We start from the raw sequence: 19,896 nt of genomic DNA on the forward strand, positions 1-19,896 counted from the left end.
TGAGTCAAAATTAAGTAAAAACTTCATTATGAATTCCGAAAAAATTGAAATTTTTGATACTACATTACGCGATGGTGAACAGGTTCCCGGATGTAAGCTGAATACAGAACAAAAATTAATTATAGCCGAAAGGCTTGATAAGCTAGGGATTGACGTAATTGAAGCCGGTTTTCCGGTATCAAGTCCGGGAGATTTTCATTCTGTTTCTGAAATTTCAAAACTGGTGAAAAATGCAAAAGTGTGTGGATTGACAAGGGCAAATAAAAAAGATATAGAAATTGCTGCAGAGGCATTGAAATATGCAAAAAGACCAAGAATCCATACAGGGATAGGAACTTCAGATTCTCACATTAAATATAAATTCAATTCTACCAGGGAAGATATTATTGAAAGAGCAATAGATGCCGTAAAATACGCCAAAAGTTTTGTAGAAGATGTAGAATTTTATGCAGAAGATGCAGGAAGAACGGACAATGAGTTTTTAGCAAGAGTGTGTGAAGCAGTTATTAAAGCAGGAGCTACAGTTCTAAACATACCTGATACCACTGGATATTGTTTACCTGAGGAATATGGACAAAAGATTAAGTATTTAAAGGAAAATGTAAGAGGAATTGAGAAAGCTATTTTATCGTGCCACTGCCACAATGATCTGGGATTGGCAACTGCAAATTCTATTGCGGGAGCTATTAATGGGGCAAGACAAATAGAGTGTACAATAAATGGATTGGGGGAAAGAGCAGGAAATACGGCATTGGAAGAAGTCGTCATGATTTTACGCCAACATAAAGATCTTAATTTACATACCAATGTTAATTCTAAAATGCTGAATACAATGAGTTCTCTGGTCTCAGATCTAATGGGAATGCCGGTTCAGCCGAATAAAGCAATCATTGGTGCTAATGCTTTTGCTCATAGTTCAGGGATCCATCAGGATGGTGTTATTAAAAACAGAGAAACCTATGAAATTATGAATCCTGAAGATGTTGGAGTCAATGAATCTTCAATCATTCTTACGGCCAGAAGTGGTCGTTCAGCTCTTGCTTATCGTTTCAAGCACATAGGATTTGATGTTACTAAAAACGAACTTGATTTTTTATATGGAGAATTTTTAAAAGTAGCAGACGGTAAAAAAGAAGTAGATAACGATGACCTTACACTCATGATGACGGCATTAACCAGAAAAATAAGCTAAGGATCATCCATTTTCTAAAAAAAATCAAACTAAAAATGAACAATAATAAAACACTTTTTGATAAGGTTTGGGATGCTCATGTTGTGGAGACTATTCCTGATGGACCGCAAATTATCTATATCGATAAACATCTGATTCATGAAGTAACAAGCCCACAGGCTTTTGCTGAACTGGAATCCAGAAACCTTGAAATATTCAGGCCAAATCAAATTGTTGCAACTGCAGATCACAATGTTCCAACATTAAGTCAGGAGTTGCCAATCCGCGATGAATCATCAAGAAATCAGGTTGAGCAATTGACCGCAAATTGCAAGAAAAATAATATTGAACTATATGGTTTAGGTCACCATTATCAAGGGATTGTCCACATCATAGCTCCGGAATTAGGGGTTACACAACCTGGAATGAGCATTGTTTGCGGAGATAGCCATACTTCTACCCATGGTGCTTTTGGAACAATAGCCTTTGGAATTGGTACAAGTCAGGTGGCACAGGTTTTTGCGAGTCAGTGTCTCTTGCTTAATAAGCCTAAATCAATGAGGATTACCGTAAATGGAAAACTTCAGAACAATGTTCAACCAAAGGATGTTATTCTTTATATCATTTCAAAAGTGGGAACCAATGGAGGAACAGGGTATTTCTGTGAATATGCAGGATCTGTTTTTGAAGAAATGTCCATGGAAGGAAGGATGACCGTTTGTAATATGAGCATTGAAATGGGAGCCAGAGGAGGAATGATAGCACCTGACGAAACTACTTTTGAATATGTAAAAGGAAAACCTTTTGCTCCAAAAGGAGAAGAATGGGAAGAAAAACTGGCGTATTGGAAAACTCTTCCAACTGACGAAGATGCTGTTTTTGATGCCGAATTTACATTCGATGCCTCAGAAATAAGACCGATGATTACGTATGGAACCAATCCGGGAATGGGAATCCCATTAGATGATGTAATTCCTGTACCTCAAAATGAATCAGAAGAAAAGGCATTGCAGTATATGGGCTTGAAAGCCGGGCAGTCTCCTTCTGATATTGAAGTAAATTATGTATTTATAGGGAGCTGTACCAATGCAAGAATCGAAGATTTTCGTTCTGCAGCACAATATATTAAGGGAAAGAATAAATCACAAAACGTTAAGGCGTTAATTGTTCCCGGTTCTCAGCTAGTTGTAAAACAAATTTATGAAGAAGGATTGGATAAGATTTTTAATGAAGCAGGATTTCAGATCAGACAGCCGGGATGTTCAGCTTGTCTTGCAATGAATGACGACAAGATCCCTGAAGGCGAATATTGCGTTTCAACTTCGAATAGAAATTTTGAAGGAAGACAAGGTCAGGGTTCAAGGACTATTCTAGCAAGTCCTCTGACAGCCGCCAAAGTAGCGGTAGAAGGGCGGATTACGGTCTTTGAAAATTTGAATTAAAAATAAAGACATAAAATACAAATAGGGGATGTTAAAGATTGCTGCTTTTGTAAGGACTGAATCATCATACTCTCAAAAGCAGTTTTTTAAAATCCATAAAATTAAAAATCATCTTTCATTTAGAATATTTTAAACAATGCAAAAGCTAACTATTATAAAATCCAGTGCAATTCCGTTGCCTGTGGAAAATATAGATACTGATCAGATCATTCCTGCCAGGTTTCTGAAAAGTATAGACAAAAAAGGATTTGGAAATAATCTGTTCAGAGATTGGAGATATGATGTTCATACTGATCAACCCAACGCTGATTTTATATTGAATAAACCTCAATACAGTGGTGAAATTTTAGTGGCAGGCAATAATTTCGGATGTGGAAGTAGCCGTGAGCATGCTGCATGGTCTCTAACTGATTATGGTTTCAAAGTGATTGTATCAAGCTATTTTGCAGATATCTTCAAGGGTAATGCTTTAAATAATGGACTTCTGCCTGTAAAAGTCTCTGAAGAGCTTTTAAAAGAGATTTTAGCTGATATCACAGAAAATCCTGAAAAGGAAATTACAATTGATGTAGAGAAACAGACCATCAGCTTCGAAGGTAAAACTGAACATTTTGAACTGGATTCTTACAAAAAGATTTGTCTTATTAATGGATATGATGATATTGATTTCCTGATAAGCAAAAAAGACGCAATAAAAGAATTTGAATTAAAAACACAAAAGGTATATGAGCAATAATTATTTCAAAATAGCAGTGCTTCCTGGGGATGGAATTGGTCCTGAGGTAGTTAATGAAAGTGTGAAAATTTTAAAGGTAATTGGAGAAGTTTTTCATTATAATTTCCAATTTATGTATGGATTAATGGGGGCTGAAGCTATTTATCAGACAGGTGATCCTCTACCGGAAAGTACTTTGAAAATCTGTAAAGATTCTGATGCTGTTCTTTTTGGAGCTATTGGAGATCCATCGTTTGATGATAATCCTGACGCAAAGGTAAGACCTGAACAGGGATTACTGAAACTTCGAAAGGAATTGGGCTTGTTTGCCAATATCAGACCCTTGAAAACGTATTCATCACTTATAGAAAAGAGTCCTTTAAAGAAGGATATCATAGAAGGTACAGATATTCAGATATTCAGAGAATTGGTAAGTGGGATTTATTTTGGTGAAAAATTTACAGATGAAGAAGGAGCTTACGCTTATGATGTATGTAAATACAGCAGGGAAGATATTGTACCTATCGTTCATATGGCTTTTCAGGAAGCGCAAAAACGGAAAAAGAAAGTAACACTTATTGATAAAGCGAATGTCCTTGATACTTCCAGATTATGGAGAAAGATCTGTAAAGAAGTAGCAGAGGAATATCCGGATGTTCAGTTGGATTTTATGTTTGTAGATAACGCCGCTATGCAGCTCATTCTTAATCCGAAACAGTTTGATGTTATTGTAACAGAGAATATGTTTGGGGATATTATTTCTGATGAAGCTAGTGTAATCGGAGGGTCTATTGGTTTGCTTCCTTCAGCATCAATCGGTAATACCAATGCATTATTCGAACCTATTCATGGATCATATCCGCAGGCAAAAGGAAAAGGAATTGCCAATCCGATTGCCTCCATATTGAGTACAGCAATGATGTTGGATCATTTACAACTGGAACAGGCCGCCAATAAGTTGAGAGAATCTGTGGAATATGCTATTGAGAATAAGTATGTAACTGTTGATCTCAATGCTGATCAACCTTATTCTACGAGTGAAGTAGGGGGATTTATTGCTGACTATATTAAGTTTTCCGAGAAGTCATATTATAATTTTGAGAATATCAAGATCGGAAAATCTACGATCGTATAACCCAGAGTTTGATTTTATTTTTTTTATATTGAAATAGCCTGCTTCTTTTGAGGCAGGCTATTTATATTTTACTATTTAGTATTATCGGTTTTTCCCGTTTTATTTTTAGAGGCTTTTTCAATATCCTCTTTATCAATATCCGGTGGATTGGTTTTCTTAGATGATGCAGGAATATCAGGAAAGTCCTGATTTTGTTTTTTCGACTCTGCAGCGTTTGTAGATTCCTTCTTTTTGGAGTTGTCTTTTGAATTCTTCATAGCTTTAAATTTTTAAAGGCCTACAATATTTAGTTGACCTGTTTTGTCATCTATAGTATAATTCAAAGCCTTTGCCAAAACAAAAATATTATTAAGATTTTCCATTAATTGTTTACGGCCTTCATTTCTCAATCTATTTTCATCAATCGCTTTTATAGCCGTTTCTTTTGCTTTCTGGGTAACATTTCTGATGTCCTTTTCAGAAATTCTGTTAAAGAAAGAATCATCCAATGACTGGATTTCCACACTTGGTGTAATTCTGATATCAGCGCTGGGCAATTCACGAATGATCAGCTTTTTGTTGATAGAATCCACCTCAATCTTCATTTTATTAAGGTCATAAGAAACCTGAGCATTGGTTTTGGTATACGTAATAATACTATTACTGGAAACTTCATTTCCCAATACCTCATAACCCATCTTTGTTTTCTGCATGCTGGAAATGTTTTGTTCCAGAACGACCATTTTATTCATTTTGGAAATCTGATTCGTCAGAATATAATAATCTGATTTTTCTGTCTTTCCACCTAAATTAAAGCATGATTTAAGACCAAAAAACAGGAATAACATTACAATGATTCCTGCTACAAATGATAATATAAGTTTATTATTTTTCAATATTTATTTTTTAAATATTTCCTTAAGTACCGATGTGTCGTCTTTCTTTAAAATATCAACCAGATCTCTTTCAACATAACCTGTTTTAGGCATTTCAATCATTCGTCCAATCTCTTTCCCATATTTTTCAACAATAATGGTTGGAACTTTTTGGATATTATAGAGACCCTCCTCTCCTGATGGAGATTCTTTTTTGCGGTTAACTGCAATGATGGTTAGTTTATTGTCCGGGAACTTTACTTCTTCCAAGATTCTCATTAATCTTGGGAAATCTCTATGACTGTCTTCGCACCAGGTTCCCATAAAAACAGTAATATTATAAGAGGTAATCTTTGCTTTTTTCAGTTCAGCAATTGCCTTTTGATCCAAAGCATACTCGTCATGTTCTTTTACATACCAATCAGAATAGGGCTCTTTTAAAAACTGATCTTTAAGTTGATTTCCCAAAAGCATTTTACCATCTTTTTGGGTTTCTACCTCACGGTTCATTACCACTTTTTGTGCACTGAACTGTTGGGTAGCAAGAAATAAACCTGAAACGGCAACAATATTTGTAATAAATTTTTTCATATGTTATTGGTCGATGATCGTTTTTAAATCAGCAGGAGAATAGTATTTGTTTTTTAAAACTTTATGATCTGCCTGTCTGTAAACATTGAATTTCTCACCTGATTTTTCATAAAAAGATTCTACTTCTTTTTCTTTGTAAAATTCAACGGTTTCCTGTGCCTGTTCTTCATTATCGCAAGCTTTCGACATATTAGAACGCTGAACTTCGTTGAATAGCTCTACAAATTTATTGCCAAGTCCAAATTCCAGCACAGCACCACTCAAAACATATTGTAAATCACATAATGCATCTGCAATTTCTACAATATCATTATCAGCGATTGCTTGTTTAAGCTCATTAAGCTCTTCCTGTAAAAGCTCAACTCTAAGATTGCATCTTTCAGGAGAAGGGATTTGTGGTGTTTCTAAAATAGGGGCTTTAAAAGTAGTATGGAATTCTGCTACTTGGTTCAGACTATCAATTTTATCCATGAATTTTTTTATTTAAAAGCAAAGATAGAAAACGAATTGTAAAATGTAAAATGTATGGTGTAAAATGTATTGATGAAGAAGGGTGGTTAGCTACATTTTCTAGGAAGCTGTTCTTATAATTATCTCGCAGATTTTGCGGATTGAGCAGATGATTGTGTTTTATAAGCATGAAAAATCTGCGCTATCTGCAAAATCTGCGAGCATTAAAAAAACTAAAGCAATTGAAATTACGGTAGAAGCTGATTATTCCAATTCTTCATATTTCCACACACCAGAAATATTCAGGGCTGTTAATCCCGGTTGCTTTTCTCCATAGCTAAATACGCAAATATATTTTGCATGACAGGATGAACAATCGGTACCAAAATATAAGGTAGGTAAGTTATTAACTGTTAATTCTCCATAATGCAACATTCCCTGGGAAGTTTCAGTAACTATTTTATGGCTTAACAACTCGTTTTTTGAAAGGACTTTATGATCCTCATAAATTTGAAGAATAGGAAATCCTGATTGATAGGGAACAATCTCAATAGTGTTTTCATGACTGCAGTCACAACAGGTAAATGTTGTGACTGCAGATGGAATAATTTCATCATTAATGAAGTTAGACTTTGCTATGGAAGCTTCTTTATTAATGGTTATTTTCTTTGATATTGAATACATTTGAATTGATTTATTGCTGAATAACTGTACCTACTAAGTTATTGTAATGACCACTTGGACTTTTTTTAATGGTGATTTTTACATATCCTTCCTGCGCAAGCTTATTCCATGTTTTCTGATAACCGGTTGCGGGATCAATAGGAATTTTCCACATGGTTTGTTTACCATTTCCAGCTTGATTAAACCAAGGGATTACATCAGCGATTTGAGATTTGAAAGGTAATGAATTATTCAAAACATCGATCTCATAATAAAAATCATAGGAATTTTCGGGTTGATTTAATGCTCTTTGTGTGAAAGTATAAACATATCCATTGATAATAGGACTGGTAAAGCTTCCTCCTAAAGTAGGAATTCCTGTTCCATTATAGTTAATCGCTCCGCTATATCGGTCAAATTTTTGTCCCGCTTGAAAGGGAACATCATCAACGATATTGTATCCACCGTTGGCAGGAGGCCATCCACCATTCAGGTTGTTGGCTTTGAATAAAGCTTCCAGCTCGCTCCACTTTCCTTGCTTGTATAAGTCAAAAGCCTGATTCCTGATGGTCTGATTAACCAATCCGGCTGTATCATAAGTTAAAGCAAACTCATCTGCGTTCTTATAAAATACGTGGGTGACACCGTTTGTGTTATCAATTTCATCATCTCTGTCTGAACTACAGGTAATTGAAAATAGGGAAATTGATACAATAAAAATGTACTTAAATAAATGTTTCATGGTAATTAGTTTTTATATAAAATTGAGTCAGAATTATCTGATATGATGGTTTCTTTAGGAATTTTCTATTTCATTAATTTTCTAAGGTTTTCAAATGAGGTTTGGTTAATAGATATTGGCTTGTATTTGAGATAAAATTTACTTAGTCTGTTTTAAAGACGCAAGGCAGGTGATTCTATTAAAAAAGAAGTAGCCTTTACAATCATCAACAACGACTTTTGAATTCCCTCGAATACAAATTGAGTAAACAGTACAATTAAGAATAATATTGAGTGATAAATTTAAATTAAAAAAGTTAAATAATAGTATTTTATATATAAATAATGTTTTATTGATGAATTAATTATTCTTATAATATCTATTTCTGTGAAAAATTATTTAATATTCTTTGTTTTTACTTAAATTTTACAAACTAATAAACAAAAGAGTTTTATTGAGTTGGAAACTTTCTAGCTCACGGGTATAAAACTTTGAAATTATGCCATAAAAAAGCTGCTTATTTCTAAGCAGCCTCTGTTACATTTGAGTTATCAGTAATTAAATTTTGATGAATTTTTTAGTGATTTCTCTGACCTGAATAAGATAAGTGCCTTTTGTAAGGTGATTGACATTTACGGTACCTCTTTCAAGTTTTCCTGAACTGATGATTTTTCCGCTTACATCAAAAATTTTGTATTCTTCTGATGTAGTATTGGAAACATTTAAGATGTCACTTACAGGATTTGGATAAACTTTAACCTCGGTAATCAAATCCTTTGCAACATCCTTCTCTTTTGCCGAAGATGCAGTTACTTTTATATTAGCATCATTGACATCAAAGAAAATATGATTAGAACCTTTAACCATTATTCTTCCTGTCGTAGTGGCAGCATTAGGAATGGTTACCACTTGCGTACCATCATTTGGAGTTCCCGCTAATAGGGTAGTCCAGGTACTTCCACTGTTAGTTGACCATAAAATGTCTACATTGGCAGCATTAATGTTGTTAGCAGTAGTTCCTGATACATCCCATGTTACAGTTTGAGAACTACCTCCTGTATAAGTTGTTGCAGAGTTTTGAGAGCTTACTTTAAATGGTCCGGCTGTTTTGTTTACAGTAATCACCGCATCGTCAGAATTATTACCAGAACCTCCGGCTCTGTTATCACGTACCGTGAATCTGAAATTTAGAGTTCTTGCAACATTGGATAAAGCTTCAACTGTGATTTCTGTACCAGCAGTTGTGGTACTACCAGCCAAAATAGAAGCCATTCTAGGAAAATATCTTGTTGGCGAAGCTGTTGGTGTCCATGATCGGAAAGTAGGACCTGAAGCTTTAGTTGCACTAGCAGCAGAGCTTGTTCCGGTTTGAGAAGAGGAGGCCTTGTCCATTTGTTCCCAGATGTATGTTAAAGAATCTCCATCAGCATCTGCTCCGGATCCTGTCAACATAAACGGTGTCCCCTTAGGAATAGTATAGTCAAGACCCGCATCTGCTGTAGGGATTGAATTTCCGGTATTCGTATCTACTGAGCAGGTCTTATTTTTAATATTATTAGTGATTTGCTGAATACTTATAGCATGGAAAAAAGCATCGGAATGAGGCTGTACATCTTGAGGCGTAATTCCTGCATATCCCATAATTGTGGATCCGGATCCTGGCTCCATATTTACATTATAGGATTCCACTTTGTGAGAGAAAGTATGATTTCCTCCAAACTGGTGTCCCATTTCATGGGCAACAAAATCAATATCAAAACTATCCCCTGATGGAATTCCATCTAATGGTGAAGTATAGCCGCTTCCTTTTGATCCATTTGTACATATACAACCGATACATCCTGCATCTCCACCACCTCCATCTTTACCAAATAAATGTCCTATATCATAATTAGCCTCACCAATTACAGAAGTTAATGTGCTTTGAAGCTGAGAATTCCAGTCATCCAAATTACTAGAATCGGAGTAAGGGTCAGTAGAAGCATTGGTATAAATTACGTCATCATTATTAGAGATCAAAACCATTCTTGCAGCAAAATCCTTTTCAAACACTCCATTTACGCGGGTCATTGTATTATTCATTGCTGCTAAAGCATTGGCTTTCGTTCCGCCAAAGTAAGTCGTATATTCTCCCGTACAAGAAAGAGCTAATCTGTAGGTTCTTAATTTTGCATCATCAGCATTGGGTTTAGCAGAACTATTATCAATCCCTTTCTGTGCAACATCAATCACTTTACATTCAAATTTGCTAAGGTCAGCTTTTCTATCTGATTTCTTATAAACTACATAAGTAGACAGGTCTTTTGTGTAAGGTTCAATAAATACAGCAGATTTGTCCCCATAGATTTCCATTGAAGAAAGCCCCAGTGAGGAGATACTAAAATACACTGTTGAAGTTGGGTTTTCAGCACCTTCACCCACATACGATTTGATGTCAGGATATTTTGCTGCTAACTGAGGAGTAAAGTTAGAGTTCTCTCTTACTTTAAAATTTTCAATTTTCCCGTCAGAATTGGGAAAGGAGATAATGATTTCTGATTTTTCGCCGGCAGCCAATCTTTTTGGAGCTCTTGAAAGTGCATTTTTTAGGCCGTTAAAATCCAATGTGTACACTTTTGGATCGGTAAGAGTAGTTTTGTTCTCAAAAACATTTTTTAATGCTTTCTGTGAACTTTGAGACCAAAGACGATCGGTCTGCGCGAAAGAGATGCCCGTCATAAAAAGCACCCCAATCATACATAACTGTTTTTTCATATAAAAATATTGTTTAATTGTGGAATTTCAAAGCTAGTAAAAATATATTACGGATAATGTATTTTTTAAACATTTTAAGTGTTAATTAATCAATATTATTATTTAAATATTAGGAAATGGTTAATTTATTGGTTAGAAAAGAATAAAATAAACCAAATTCACTAAAATGTGTAATATTTTTCAACGCATATAAAAAGAACCACCTCATAAGAGGTGGCCTTTTCATGAAATTTCAAATTAAGATTATTAATTTTTAATAAATCTCTTAGAAATCTCGCCAATTTGTATCATATAAGCTCCTTTTACAAGATGATTAACGTTTACAGAACCTCTTTCAAGGTTTCCTGAGCTTATTAATTTTCCAGCCATGTCGAAGATCTTGTACTCTTCAGATGTAGTATTTGAGATACTCAAAACATCATTTACAGGGTTAGGATAAACCTTAACGTTTGTCAATAAGTTATTTGTACTCATTACTTCTGCTTTTTTCGAAGTAGGATTTACTTTAATGTTAGCATTATTTACATCGAAAAATATGTGATTGGAACCTTTAACCATAATTCTTCCTGTTGTAGTAGAAGTATTTGGAATGGTTACAGCCTGCGTCCCATCGTTTGGAGTTCCCGCTAGTAGAGTAGTCCATGTTGCTCCGCTATTGGTTGACCAAAGGATATCTACATTAGCAGCATTAACACCATTAGCAGTAGTTCCGGCAACATTCCATGTTACGGTTTGAGAACTTCCTCCTGCATAAGTTGTCGCAGAATTTTGTGAAGAAACAGTAAAAGGTCCCGCTGTTGCGTTTACAGTAATTACGGCATCATCTGAATTATTTCCTGATCCTCCAGCTCTGTTATCACGAACTGTAAATCTGAAATTCAGTTTTCTTGCAACGTTAGATAAAGCTTCAACGGTAATTTCTGTGCCAGCTGTTGTTGTAGCACCTGCCAAAATAGAAGCCATTCTAGGGAAATATCTAACCGGGGAAGTAGTTGGAGTCCATGATCTGAATGTAGGACCAGAAGCTTTTGTTGCACTTGCGGCAGAGCTTGCTCCCGTTTGGGAAGACGAAGCATTGTCCATTTGTTCCCAGATATAAGTTAAAGAATCACCATCGGCATCTGTGCCTGTTCCTGTCAGTACGAATGGTGTTCCTTTTGGAATCGTATAATCAAGACCTGCATTAGCTGTCGGAATTGAATTTCCTGTTGCGGTGCTAACCGGACAAGTTTTAGCTTTAATGTTATTAGTAATCTGCTGAATACTTATTGCATGGAAAAATGCATCAGAATGAGGCTGTACATCCTGAGCTGTAATTCCTGCATATCCCATAATCGTAGAGCCAGATCCAGGTTCCATATTAGCACCTGTTCCTTCGTTACTCATAGAGAAAGTATGGTTTCCTCCGAATTGATGTCCCATTTCGTGAGCTACATAATCAATATCAAAGTTATCACCTGAAGGAATTGCATCCGCAGGGGAGGTGTATCCACTACCTTTAGATCCGTTGGTACATACACAACCGATACATCCTGCATTTCCTCCACCTCCGGTAGCTCCGAATAAGTGACCGATGTCGTAATTAGCTTCGCCAATTACAGAGGTTAAAGTACTTTGAAGTTGTGAATTCCAGTTATTCATGCTGCTTGAAGGAGAATAAGGATCCGTAGAAGCATTAGTATAAATCACAGCATCATTGTTAGAGATTAGAACCATTCTTGCTGCGAAATCTTTTTCAAAAACACCATTTACACGGGTCATTGTATTATTCATTGCAGCTAAAGCATTGGCTTTTGTTCCTCCAAAATAAGTAGTGTACTCTCCAGTGCAGGAAAGAGCTAATCTGAATGTTCTTAGTTTAGCATCATCCGCATTTGGTCTGGCTGCAAGATTGGTATTGTCAATCCCTTTTTGGGCAACATCGATTACAGTACATTCAAACTTGTTGAGATTGTCTTTCTTGTCAGATTTTTTGTACACGACATAAGTAGAAAGATCTTTAGTATAAGGCTCAATAAAAACAGCAGATTTATCACCATAGATTTCCATGGATGAAAGTCCTAATGGAGAAATACTGAAATAAACTGTAGAGATGGAGTTTTCTACACCTTCACCGACATAAGATTTGATGTCTGGGTATTTAGCTGCCAGTTGAGGATCAAAGTTAGAATTTTCTCTTACTTTGAAATTCTCCATTTTCCCGTCAGAGTTTGGGAAGGAGATAATAACTTGAGAGTTTTCGCCAGTCGCCAATCTTTTTGGAGCTCTTGAAAGTACATTTTTTAAACCATTAATATCCAGCGTGTATACTTTAGGATTATTAAGGTTAGTCTTGTTTTCGAAAACATTGGTGGATGTTTTTTGTGAACTTTGAGACCAAAGACGATCGGTCTGCGCGAAAGAAATGCCCGTCATAAAAAGCACTCCAATCAGAGTTAATTGTTTTTTCATAAAATATTTGGTTTTGATGGAAGTATGAAAACCAGTAAAAAAGCTACCTCAGAAGAGGTAGTTTTTTACTTAGTTTCAATACAAGTTTATTAGTTTTTAATGAATCTCTTAGCGGTTTCACCAATTTGTATCATGTAAGCACCTTTGATAAGATGATTGACATTCACTGCGCCTCTTTCAAGTTTTCCTGAGCTGATCAGTTTTCCAGCCATATCGAAGATTTTATATTCTTCTGAGGTTGTATTTGAAACATTCAGGACATCTTTTACTGGGTTAGGATATACTTTAGCACCAGTCAATAGATTCTCAGTGTTTAATATATCTCCTTTTCCTGAGGAAACAACATTAAGCGTATAGTCTTCTACTTGTCCATACGTATAAGTTCCACAAGAAGATGATGGGATAGAGCTATACTGCATCATTACTCTCATTCTTGTTGATCCTAATGTAGCAGAAGCCGGGATTGTAATACTTCCTGTTACTGGTGTAGTAGTAGAACCTGCTTTAGACCATGCTAGCTCTCCGCTATCTGTGAAATCACCATCCTGGTTATAGTCGATATACACAGCATAAGCTTCACTATAAACCGTTGAAGTCCATACTGGTGTTATAGAAATTGTATAAGCGCTTCCTCTTGTTACATTCGTAGAAACAGAAGTGAAGTTTTCATACCCCGCTGTTCCTGTAGAAGTATTATTGATAGATCCGAATTTCACATTTCCGATTCTCTCATCAGCGGTATTATTTGCAGATGCTGAACAATATGTTACTGTACCACCTGCAAGTGTAGTTACACTTACAGAATTGCTATCGACAGATGTGTTTCCTGCGGCGTCTTTTGCTTTAACTTTAAAACTATAAGTAGTGGATGGACTTAAGCTTGTTACTGTATATGAAGTTGAAGCTGTAGAGCCAATTAATGAAGTTCCCTGATAAACGTCGTACCCTGTAACACCTACATTATCTGTAGCTCCACTCCATGATAGATTAGTACTTGTAGCAGTAGTTCCAGAAGCAGTAAGAGTAGGTGCGGTAGGAGCCACGGTATCTGTTCCTCCTGATCCTGCATTTACTGTAATGTTTGCATTATTTACATCAAAGAAAATATGATTAGAACCTTTAACCATAATTCTTCCTGTTGTCGTAGAAGTATTTGGAATGGTTACAGCCTGTGTTCCATCGTTTGGAGTTCCAGCTAATAGAGTAGTCCAGGTATTTCCACTGTCTGTAGACCATAGAATATCAACATTAGCAGCATTAACACCATTGGCGGTAGTTCCGGCAACATCCCATGTTACAGTTTGAGAAGTTCCTCCAGTATATGTTGTTGCAGAGTTTTGAGATGATACAGTGAATGGCCCGGCTGTTGCGTTTACAGTAATTACTGCATCATCTGAATTATTTCCAGATCCTCCGGCCCTGTTATCGCGAGTGGTAAATCTGAAGTTTAGAGTTCTTGCAACATTGGATAAAGCTTCAACAGTAATTTCTGTGCCAGCTGTTGTTGTAGCACCTGTTAATATAGAAGCCATTCTAGGGAAATACCTAACCGGAGCGGTCGTTGGAGTCCATGATCTGAATGTAGGACCAGAAGCTTTTGTTGCACTTGCGGCAGAGCTTGCTCCCGTTTGGGAAGACGAAGCATTGTCCATTTGTTCCCAGATATAAGTTAAAGAATCACCATCGGCATCTGTGCCTGTTCCTGTCAGTACGAATGGTGTTCCTTTTGGAATCGTATAATCAAGACCTGCATTAGCTGTCGGAATTGAATTTCCTGTTGCGGTGCTAACCGGACAAGTTTTAGCTTTAATGTTATTAGTAATCTGCTGAATGCTTATTGCATGGAAAAATGCATCAGAATGGGGCTGTACATCCTGAGCTGTAATTCCTGCATATCCCATAATCGTAGATCCCGATCCAGGTTCCATATTAGCACCTGTTCCTTCGTTACTCATAGAGAAAGTATGGTTTCCTCCGAATTGATGTCCCATTTCGTGAGCTACATAGTCGATATCAAAGTTATCACCTGAAGGAATTGCATCAGCAGGAGAGGTGTATCCACTGCCTTTAGATCCGTTGGTGCATACACAACCGATACATCCTGCATTTCCACCACCTCCGGTAGCTCCGAATAAGTGACCGATGTCGTAATTAGCTTCGCCAATTACAGAGGTTAGAGTGCTTTGAAGTTGCGAATTCCAATTATTCATGCTGCTTGAAGGAGAATAAGGATCCGTAGAAGCATTGGTGTAAATTACATCATCATTATTAGAGATTAAAACCATCTTTGCTGCGAAATCTTTTTCAAAAACACCATTTACACGGGTCATTGTATTGTTCATTGCAGCTAAAGCATTGGCTTTTGTTCCTCCAAAATAAGTGGTGTATTCTCCGGTGCAGGAAAGAGCTAATCTGAATGTTCTTAGTTTAGCATCATCTGCGTTAGGTCTGGCTGTAAGATTGATATTACTCACCCCTTTTTGAGCAACATCAATTACAGTACATTCGAATTTGTTAAGATTGTCTTTCTTGTCAGATTTTTTGTACACGACATAAGTAGAAAGATCTTTAGTATAAGGCTCAATGAAAACTGCAGATTTATCACCGTAGATTTCCATTGAAGAAAGTCCTAATGGAGAAATACTGAAATAAACCGTAGAGTTTGAATCTCCCAGCCCATCACCGACATAAGATTTGATATCCGGATATTTGGCTGCCAGTTGAGGATCAAAGTTAGAATTTTCTCTTACTTTGAAATTCTCCATTTTCCCGTCAGAGTTTGGGAATGAAATGATGACTTCTGATTTCTCGCCAGCTGAAAGTCTTTTTGGAGCTCTTGAAAGTGCACTTTTAAGGCCATTAATATCCAGGGTGTATACCTTTGGATTATTAATATTTGTCTTGTTTTCAAAAACATTGTTGGATGTTTTTTGTGAGCTTTGAGACCAAAGACGATCGGTCTGCGCGAAAGAAATGCCCGTCATGAGAAGCACTCCAATCAGAGTTAATTGTTTTTTCATAAAATATTTGTTTTGATTGTGGAATATCAAAGCTAATAAAAAATTCATTACGAAAAACAAAATTATTTAAGAATATTTTTGAATATAGATCTAGTATATTATTCAATACATTGAATATCCTTTAATTTTTATTGTATCAAAAAAAGAAAATAGTACACGCAAAATACGTGTACTATTCATTTATTGGTGAAATAATTCTAATTATATTTTATCATCGGCGGTGGGTCCGTACATTCCCGGAACTTTATTTCCGGTTGATCTTAAATAAACAACCAATTCGCCTCTATGATGGTATAAATGATTAAACAAAAATCCTCTGATTACCTGAACTTTTGGAGTAGGAGGGAATAATATTTTCCCGTGTATCTCCATTTTCCAATTATTGAGATAGGTATTCTCATCAGAATTTTCTAAAACCCTTTGAGCTGTTGTGACATTCTCTTCAAATTTAGCTAAGATATTTGCTGCTTTAGAAATATCTCCTTTATCATATTGATAAACTCCCATATCAAAAACATCCTGATTGAAAGTATATTCATACCAGTTGTAAATTTCAGAAATATGAGATGCCAATTGAGCTGTTGTCCAATTTTTCTCAGAAGGTTTCCAATCCAGAGCACTGTCAGGAATTGCTTTTAAAATTTGTCTGGTATTTTCTGCTTCATGCAGAAATTCCCCTAAAAGTGCTTGTTTAATCATGATAAAGAAATTAATTATTGAGTAATATCTCTTCCAATCACTAATCTTTGTATTTCAGAAGTTCCTTCTCCAATAGTACAAAGTTTAGCATCTCTATAATATTTTTCAGCCGGGAAATCTTTTGTATATCCATAACCTCCAAAGATCTGAACGGCATTGTTCGCAATTCTTACACAAGCTTCAGAAGCAAATAATTTTGCCATTGCTCCTTCCTTTGTCATTTTTTGCTTTGCATCCTTTAATGTACACGCTCTGTGAATTAAAAGTTCAGCCGCATCAATTTCTGTTGCCATATCAGCAAGCATAAAATTGATTGCCTGGAAATTAGAAATAGCTTTTCCAAACTGATGTCTTTCCTTCGCATATTTTAAAGCAGCTTTATAAGCTCCTCTTCCAGTTCCTAAACTTAAAGCTGCGATTGAAATTCTACCTCCATCAAGAATTTTCATAGCCTGTTTGAACCCTTCTCCAACTTCTCCTAAACGGTGGGAATCTGGTACACGTACATTATCAAAGATTAATTCTGCAGTTTCAGAAGCACGCATTCCTAATTTGTTTTCTTTCTTTCCAGAAGTAAAACCAGGCATACCTTTTTCTAAAACAAAAGCAGTAGAGTTATTTTTAGCACCCTTTTCTCCTGTTCTTGTCATTACTACAGCAATTTCACCTGAAATAGCGTGAGTAATAAAGTTTTTAGCTCCGTTTATGATCCAATCGTCGCCATCTCTTACTGCAGTAGTAGACATTCCTCCGGAATCTGATCCTGTATTATGTTCCGTTAGCCCCCAAGCTCCTAGTACTTTACCAGTAGCCAGCTGAGGAAGCCATCTATGTCTTTGTTCTTCATTTCCAAATTCATAAATATGATTCGTACATAATGAATTGTGTGCTGCTAGAGAAAGCCCGATAGAAGGATCTACTTGTGAGATTTCATCGAGAATAGTAACATACTCATGGTAACCAAGGCCGGAACCTCCATACTGCTCAGGAACAACAATTCCCATAAAACCCATTTCTCCTAGCTGATGAAATAAATCTTTAGGAAAAGTCTGGCTCTCATCCCAATCCATAATATTGGGTCTGATATTTTTCTCAGCAAATTCTTTTGCCGTTTCTGCAATCATTTTAATGTTGTCAGCAATCTCGGTATTCATAAAGTAAATAGTTAGTTCTCAAAGATACTTAAATTGTGGAAATACTAAAATAAATTATTCTGTATGCAGTATTACGATTGCAATAATTTAATTATCAGTTTTTTATGAGAGGTAATTTAATGTTTTTTTAATATGGATGATGCAGATTCAAAAAATATATTTTTCTACTTTACAATTCCAAATTTTATGTATGAAAAAAGTTTTACTCTCAATTATTTTGTTTTCGTCATCCATTTATGCTCAAATTCCTGCGGGATATTATGATGGAACAACCGGGCTTACAGGATATGCCCTTAAATCGAAATTACATGATATTATTTCGGTTAAAAATATCAGCTGGAACTATGGTGATCTTCCCGATTATTATAATCAAACGGATCTTGACATTTATTATGATCATGGAATCAGTAACACTACCTTATTACTGGACATGTATTCGGAAATTCCAACAGGACCGGATGCTTACGAATATACTTCTGCTCAGTTAATATCCAGTGCTAATGCGGAAGGATTAGGATATAACAGAGAGCATATGATGCCTCAAAGTACTTTTTATAGTAATTATCCCATGTATTCTGATTTGTTTTACGTAGTTCCGACAGATGCAAGAATCAACCAGCTAAGAAGTAATTACCCGTATGGAATATCAAGCACAGCGCCTTCCAACGTATATTACACATTTACCAATTCCTCAAAAATCGGACGGAGTGCTATTCCCAATTATGTATATACAGGTCGCGTTTATGAACCTATTGATGAGTTTAAAGGTGATATAGCAAGAAGTCTGCTGTACTTTGCAGTTCGATATGAAGGGAAATTAGGGACTTTTAAATTTAATAATAACACCAATCCTGCATCTGATACCAACCCTTTGGATGGAACAGAAGAGAAAGCGTTTGATGATGCATATATAGCGATGCTTATTCAGTGGCACACACAGGATCCTGTTTCTCAAAGAGAAATCGATAGAAATAATTCGGTTTATGCCATCCAGAAAAACAGAAACCCATTTATTGACCATCCACAATGGGTGAACGCTATCTGGAACCAAACCCCTAATGTTGATGTTCCTTTAGCTCCTTCTAATCTGGCGGTAACTCAGACAAGCGCTTATTTTGCTAATTTAAGTTGGTCACCCAGTCTAAGTCCGGATGTTATCGGATATAAAGTTTATCAAAATGGAACATTGGTAGGCTCGACAAGAAATTCTTCTATTACTATTGATCATTTATTGCCTTCTACATCTTATAGTTTTACAGTTAAGGCTTATGATAATGGATATTTATATTCTCAGGATAGTAATGTTCTTTCGGTAAACACGATTGCTTCTGATGTATATGCTAAAGATTTATTTGTTTCTAAATATTTAGAAGGAAGTTCCAATAACAAAGCAATAGAAATCACAAACAGAACAGGGCATCCTGTTAATCTAAGTGATTACAGATTATCGATTCAGTTTTCATCAAGTACTACAGGAAGTTACTATTTTCCGGCTCCTTATGAGTTTGAAGGTGTTATACAGAATAATGAAGCTTTTGTTATTTTAAATCCTCATGCTAATTTTTCCTGTTTTACCAATAATGATGCAAAGTTCGTTACAGCTGCACCTCAAATGATGTTTTCAGGAAATCAATATGTTGAACTGGCTTACAAGACAACAACAGTGGATGCTATCGGGGTGAAATTTCAATCGAACGCTTCTGTATTAAGTAATGTTTCTCTTTACAGAAAAGCAGGAGTTAACCAACCGACATCTTCTTTTGATAGTAATGAATGGAATATTCATCCAAGTGATTATTGTGAGGATCTGGGCACTTTATCGTTACCGGATGTCCGTTATGTAGATAACGAAGAGTTGAAAATTTATCCTAATCCAGCTCATGAAAATATATTTGTCAGTGGAAAAACAGAAAATATTGAAACAGCACAGATAATAGACTGGACAGGTCAACTTTTACTTACTGAAAAAATGCCATTTAAAAATAAGAGAAATATTTCGATACAGAATTTACAATCAGGAATGTATTTGCTGAAACTGGATAATAAAACATATAAATTCATTAAGAAATAAGGTTG

The 19,896-nt window shown here is 35.8% G+C and carries 16 protein-coding genes; 5 read left to right on the plus strand and 11 right to left on the minus strand.

Annotated elements, in window-relative coordinates; translation table 11 throughout:
- Positions 1 to 28 precede the first annotated feature (28 nt).
- The 4 genes from JHL15_RS12105 (at position 29) to leuB (ending at position 4,463) form a co-directional block, all read left to right on the plus strand.
- Positions 29 to 1,192 carry a 2-isopropylmalate synthase gene (locus tag JHL15_RS12105; RefSeq protein ID WP_200246026.1) on the plus strand — a complete coding sequence of 388 codons (1,164 nt, stop codon included), beginning with the start codon at positions 29 to 31 and terminating at the stop codon, positions 1,190 to 1,192.
- Positions 1,193 to 1,227: 35 nt separating this feature from the next.
- A complete protein-coding gene (leuC, locus tag JHL15_RS12110; protein ID WP_200246028.1) occupies positions 1,228 to 2,613 on the plus strand; it encodes a 3-isopropylmalate dehydratase large subunit in 1,386 nt (461 codons plus the stop codon).
- Between the two features lie 136 nt (positions 2,614 to 2,749).
- Positions 2,750 to 3,349 carry a 3-isopropylmalate dehydratase small subunit gene (leuD, locus tag JHL15_RS12115; protein ID WP_200246030.1) on the plus strand — a complete coding sequence of 200 codons (600 nt, stop codon included), beginning with the start codon at positions 2,750 to 2,752 and terminating at the stop codon, positions 3,347 to 3,349.
- The gene (gene leuB / locus JHL15_RS12120) at positions 3,339 to 4,463 is read left to right on the plus strand and encodes a 3-isopropylmalate dehydrogenase (protein ID WP_200246032.1); all 1,125 of its coding nucleotides are present in this window, start codon (positions 3,339 to 3,341) and stop codon (positions 4,461 to 4,463) included. Before leuD ends, leuB begins: the two co-directional genes overlap by 11 nt.
- Positions 4,464 to 4,534: 71 nt before the next feature.
- Here leuB and JHL15_RS12125 read toward each other — a convergent pair whose 3' ends face one another.
- The 11 genes from JHL15_RS12125 to JHL15_RS12175 all read right to left on the minus strand — a co-directional run bounded on the left by JHL15_RS12125 (position 4,535) and on the right by JHL15_RS12175 (position 17,820).
- A complete protein-coding gene (locus JHL15_RS12125) occupies positions 4,535 to 4,720 on the minus strand; it encodes a hypothetical protein (RefSeq protein WP_200246033.1) in 186 nt (61 codons plus the stop codon).
- 12 nt (positions 4,721 to 4,732) lie between these two features.
- Positions 4,733 to 5,338 carry a DUF4230 domain-containing protein gene (locus JHL15_RS12130; RefSeq protein WP_200246035.1) on the minus strand — a complete coding sequence of 202 codons (606 nt, stop codon included), beginning with the start codon at positions 5,336 to 5,338 and terminating at the stop codon, positions 4,733 to 4,735.
- Between the two features lie 3 nt (positions 5,339 to 5,341).
- The gene (locus JHL15_RS12135) at positions 5,342 to 5,908 is read right to left on the minus strand and encodes a TlpA family protein disulfide reductase (protein ID WP_200246037.1); all 567 of its coding nucleotides are present in this window, start codon (positions 5,906 to 5,908) and stop codon (positions 5,342 to 5,344) included.
- Positions 5,909 to 5,911: 3 nt separating this feature from the next.
- A complete protein-coding gene (locus tag JHL15_RS12140) occupies positions 5,912 to 6,379 on the minus strand; it encodes a pyrophosphohydrolase domain-containing protein (RefSeq protein ID WP_200246040.1) in 468 nt (155 codons plus the stop codon).
- Between the two features lie 243 nt (positions 6,380 to 6,622).
- Positions 6,623 to 7,042 (minus strand): hypothetical protein, encoded by a 420-nt coding sequence (locus JHL15_RS12145; RefSeq protein WP_200246042.1) that lies wholly within the window; start codon positions 7,040 to 7,042, stop codon positions 6,623 to 6,625.
- A gap of 10 nt (positions 7,043 to 7,052) precedes the next feature.
- Entirely contained in the window at positions 7,053 to 7,763 is a 711-nt protein-coding gene (locus tag JHL15_RS12150) for a hypothetical protein (RefSeq protein WP_200246043.1), read from the minus strand.
- A gap of 537 nt (positions 7,764 to 8,300) precedes the next feature.
- Positions 8,301 to 10,496 (minus strand): zinc-dependent metalloprotease, encoded by a 2,196-nt coding sequence (locus JHL15_RS12155; RefSeq protein WP_200246049.1) that lies wholly within the window; start codon positions 10,494 to 10,496, stop codon positions 8,301 to 8,303.
- Positions 10,497 to 10,742: 246 nt separating this feature from the next.
- The gene (locus JHL15_RS12160; protein ID WP_200246051.1) at positions 10,743 to 12,947 is read right to left on the minus strand and encodes a zinc-dependent metalloprotease; all 2,205 of its coding nucleotides are present in this window, start codon (positions 12,945 to 12,947) and stop codon (positions 10,743 to 10,745) included.
- 89 nt (positions 12,948 to 13,036) lie between these two features.
- The gene (locus JHL15_RS12165; RefSeq protein WP_200246053.1) at positions 13,037 to 15,967 is read right to left on the minus strand and encodes a reprolysin-like metallopeptidase; all 2,931 of its coding nucleotides are present in this window, start codon (positions 15,965 to 15,967) and stop codon (positions 13,037 to 13,039) included.
- A gap of 201 nt (positions 15,968 to 16,168) precedes the next feature.
- Positions 16,169 to 16,666, minus strand: coding sequence for a DinB family protein (locus JHL15_RS12170; protein ID WP_200246055.1), 498 nt, complete (start codon positions 16,664 to 16,666; stop codon positions 16,169 to 16,171).
- Between the two features lie 14 nt (positions 16,667 to 16,680).
- Positions 16,681 to 17,820, minus strand: a complete 1,140-nt coding sequence (locus tag JHL15_RS12175; RefSeq protein WP_200246056.1) for an acyl-CoA dehydrogenase family protein — start codon at positions 17,818 to 17,820, stop codon at positions 16,681 to 16,683.
- A gap of 190 nt (positions 17,821 to 18,010) precedes the next feature.
- Between JHL15_RS12175 and JHL15_RS12180 the strand changes: the two genes are divergently transcribed.
- Positions 18,011 to 19,891, plus strand: coding sequence for an endonuclease (locus tag JHL15_RS12180; protein ID WP_200246058.1), 1,881 nt, complete (start codon positions 18,011 to 18,013; stop codon positions 19,889 to 19,891).
- Positions 19,892 to 19,896: the final 5 nt, after the last annotated feature.

The organism is Chryseobacterium paridis (genome assembly GCF_016595215.1).
Classification (GTDB): Bacteria; Bacteroidota; Bacteroidia; order Flavobacteriales; family Weeksellaceae; genus Chryseobacterium; species Chryseobacterium paridis.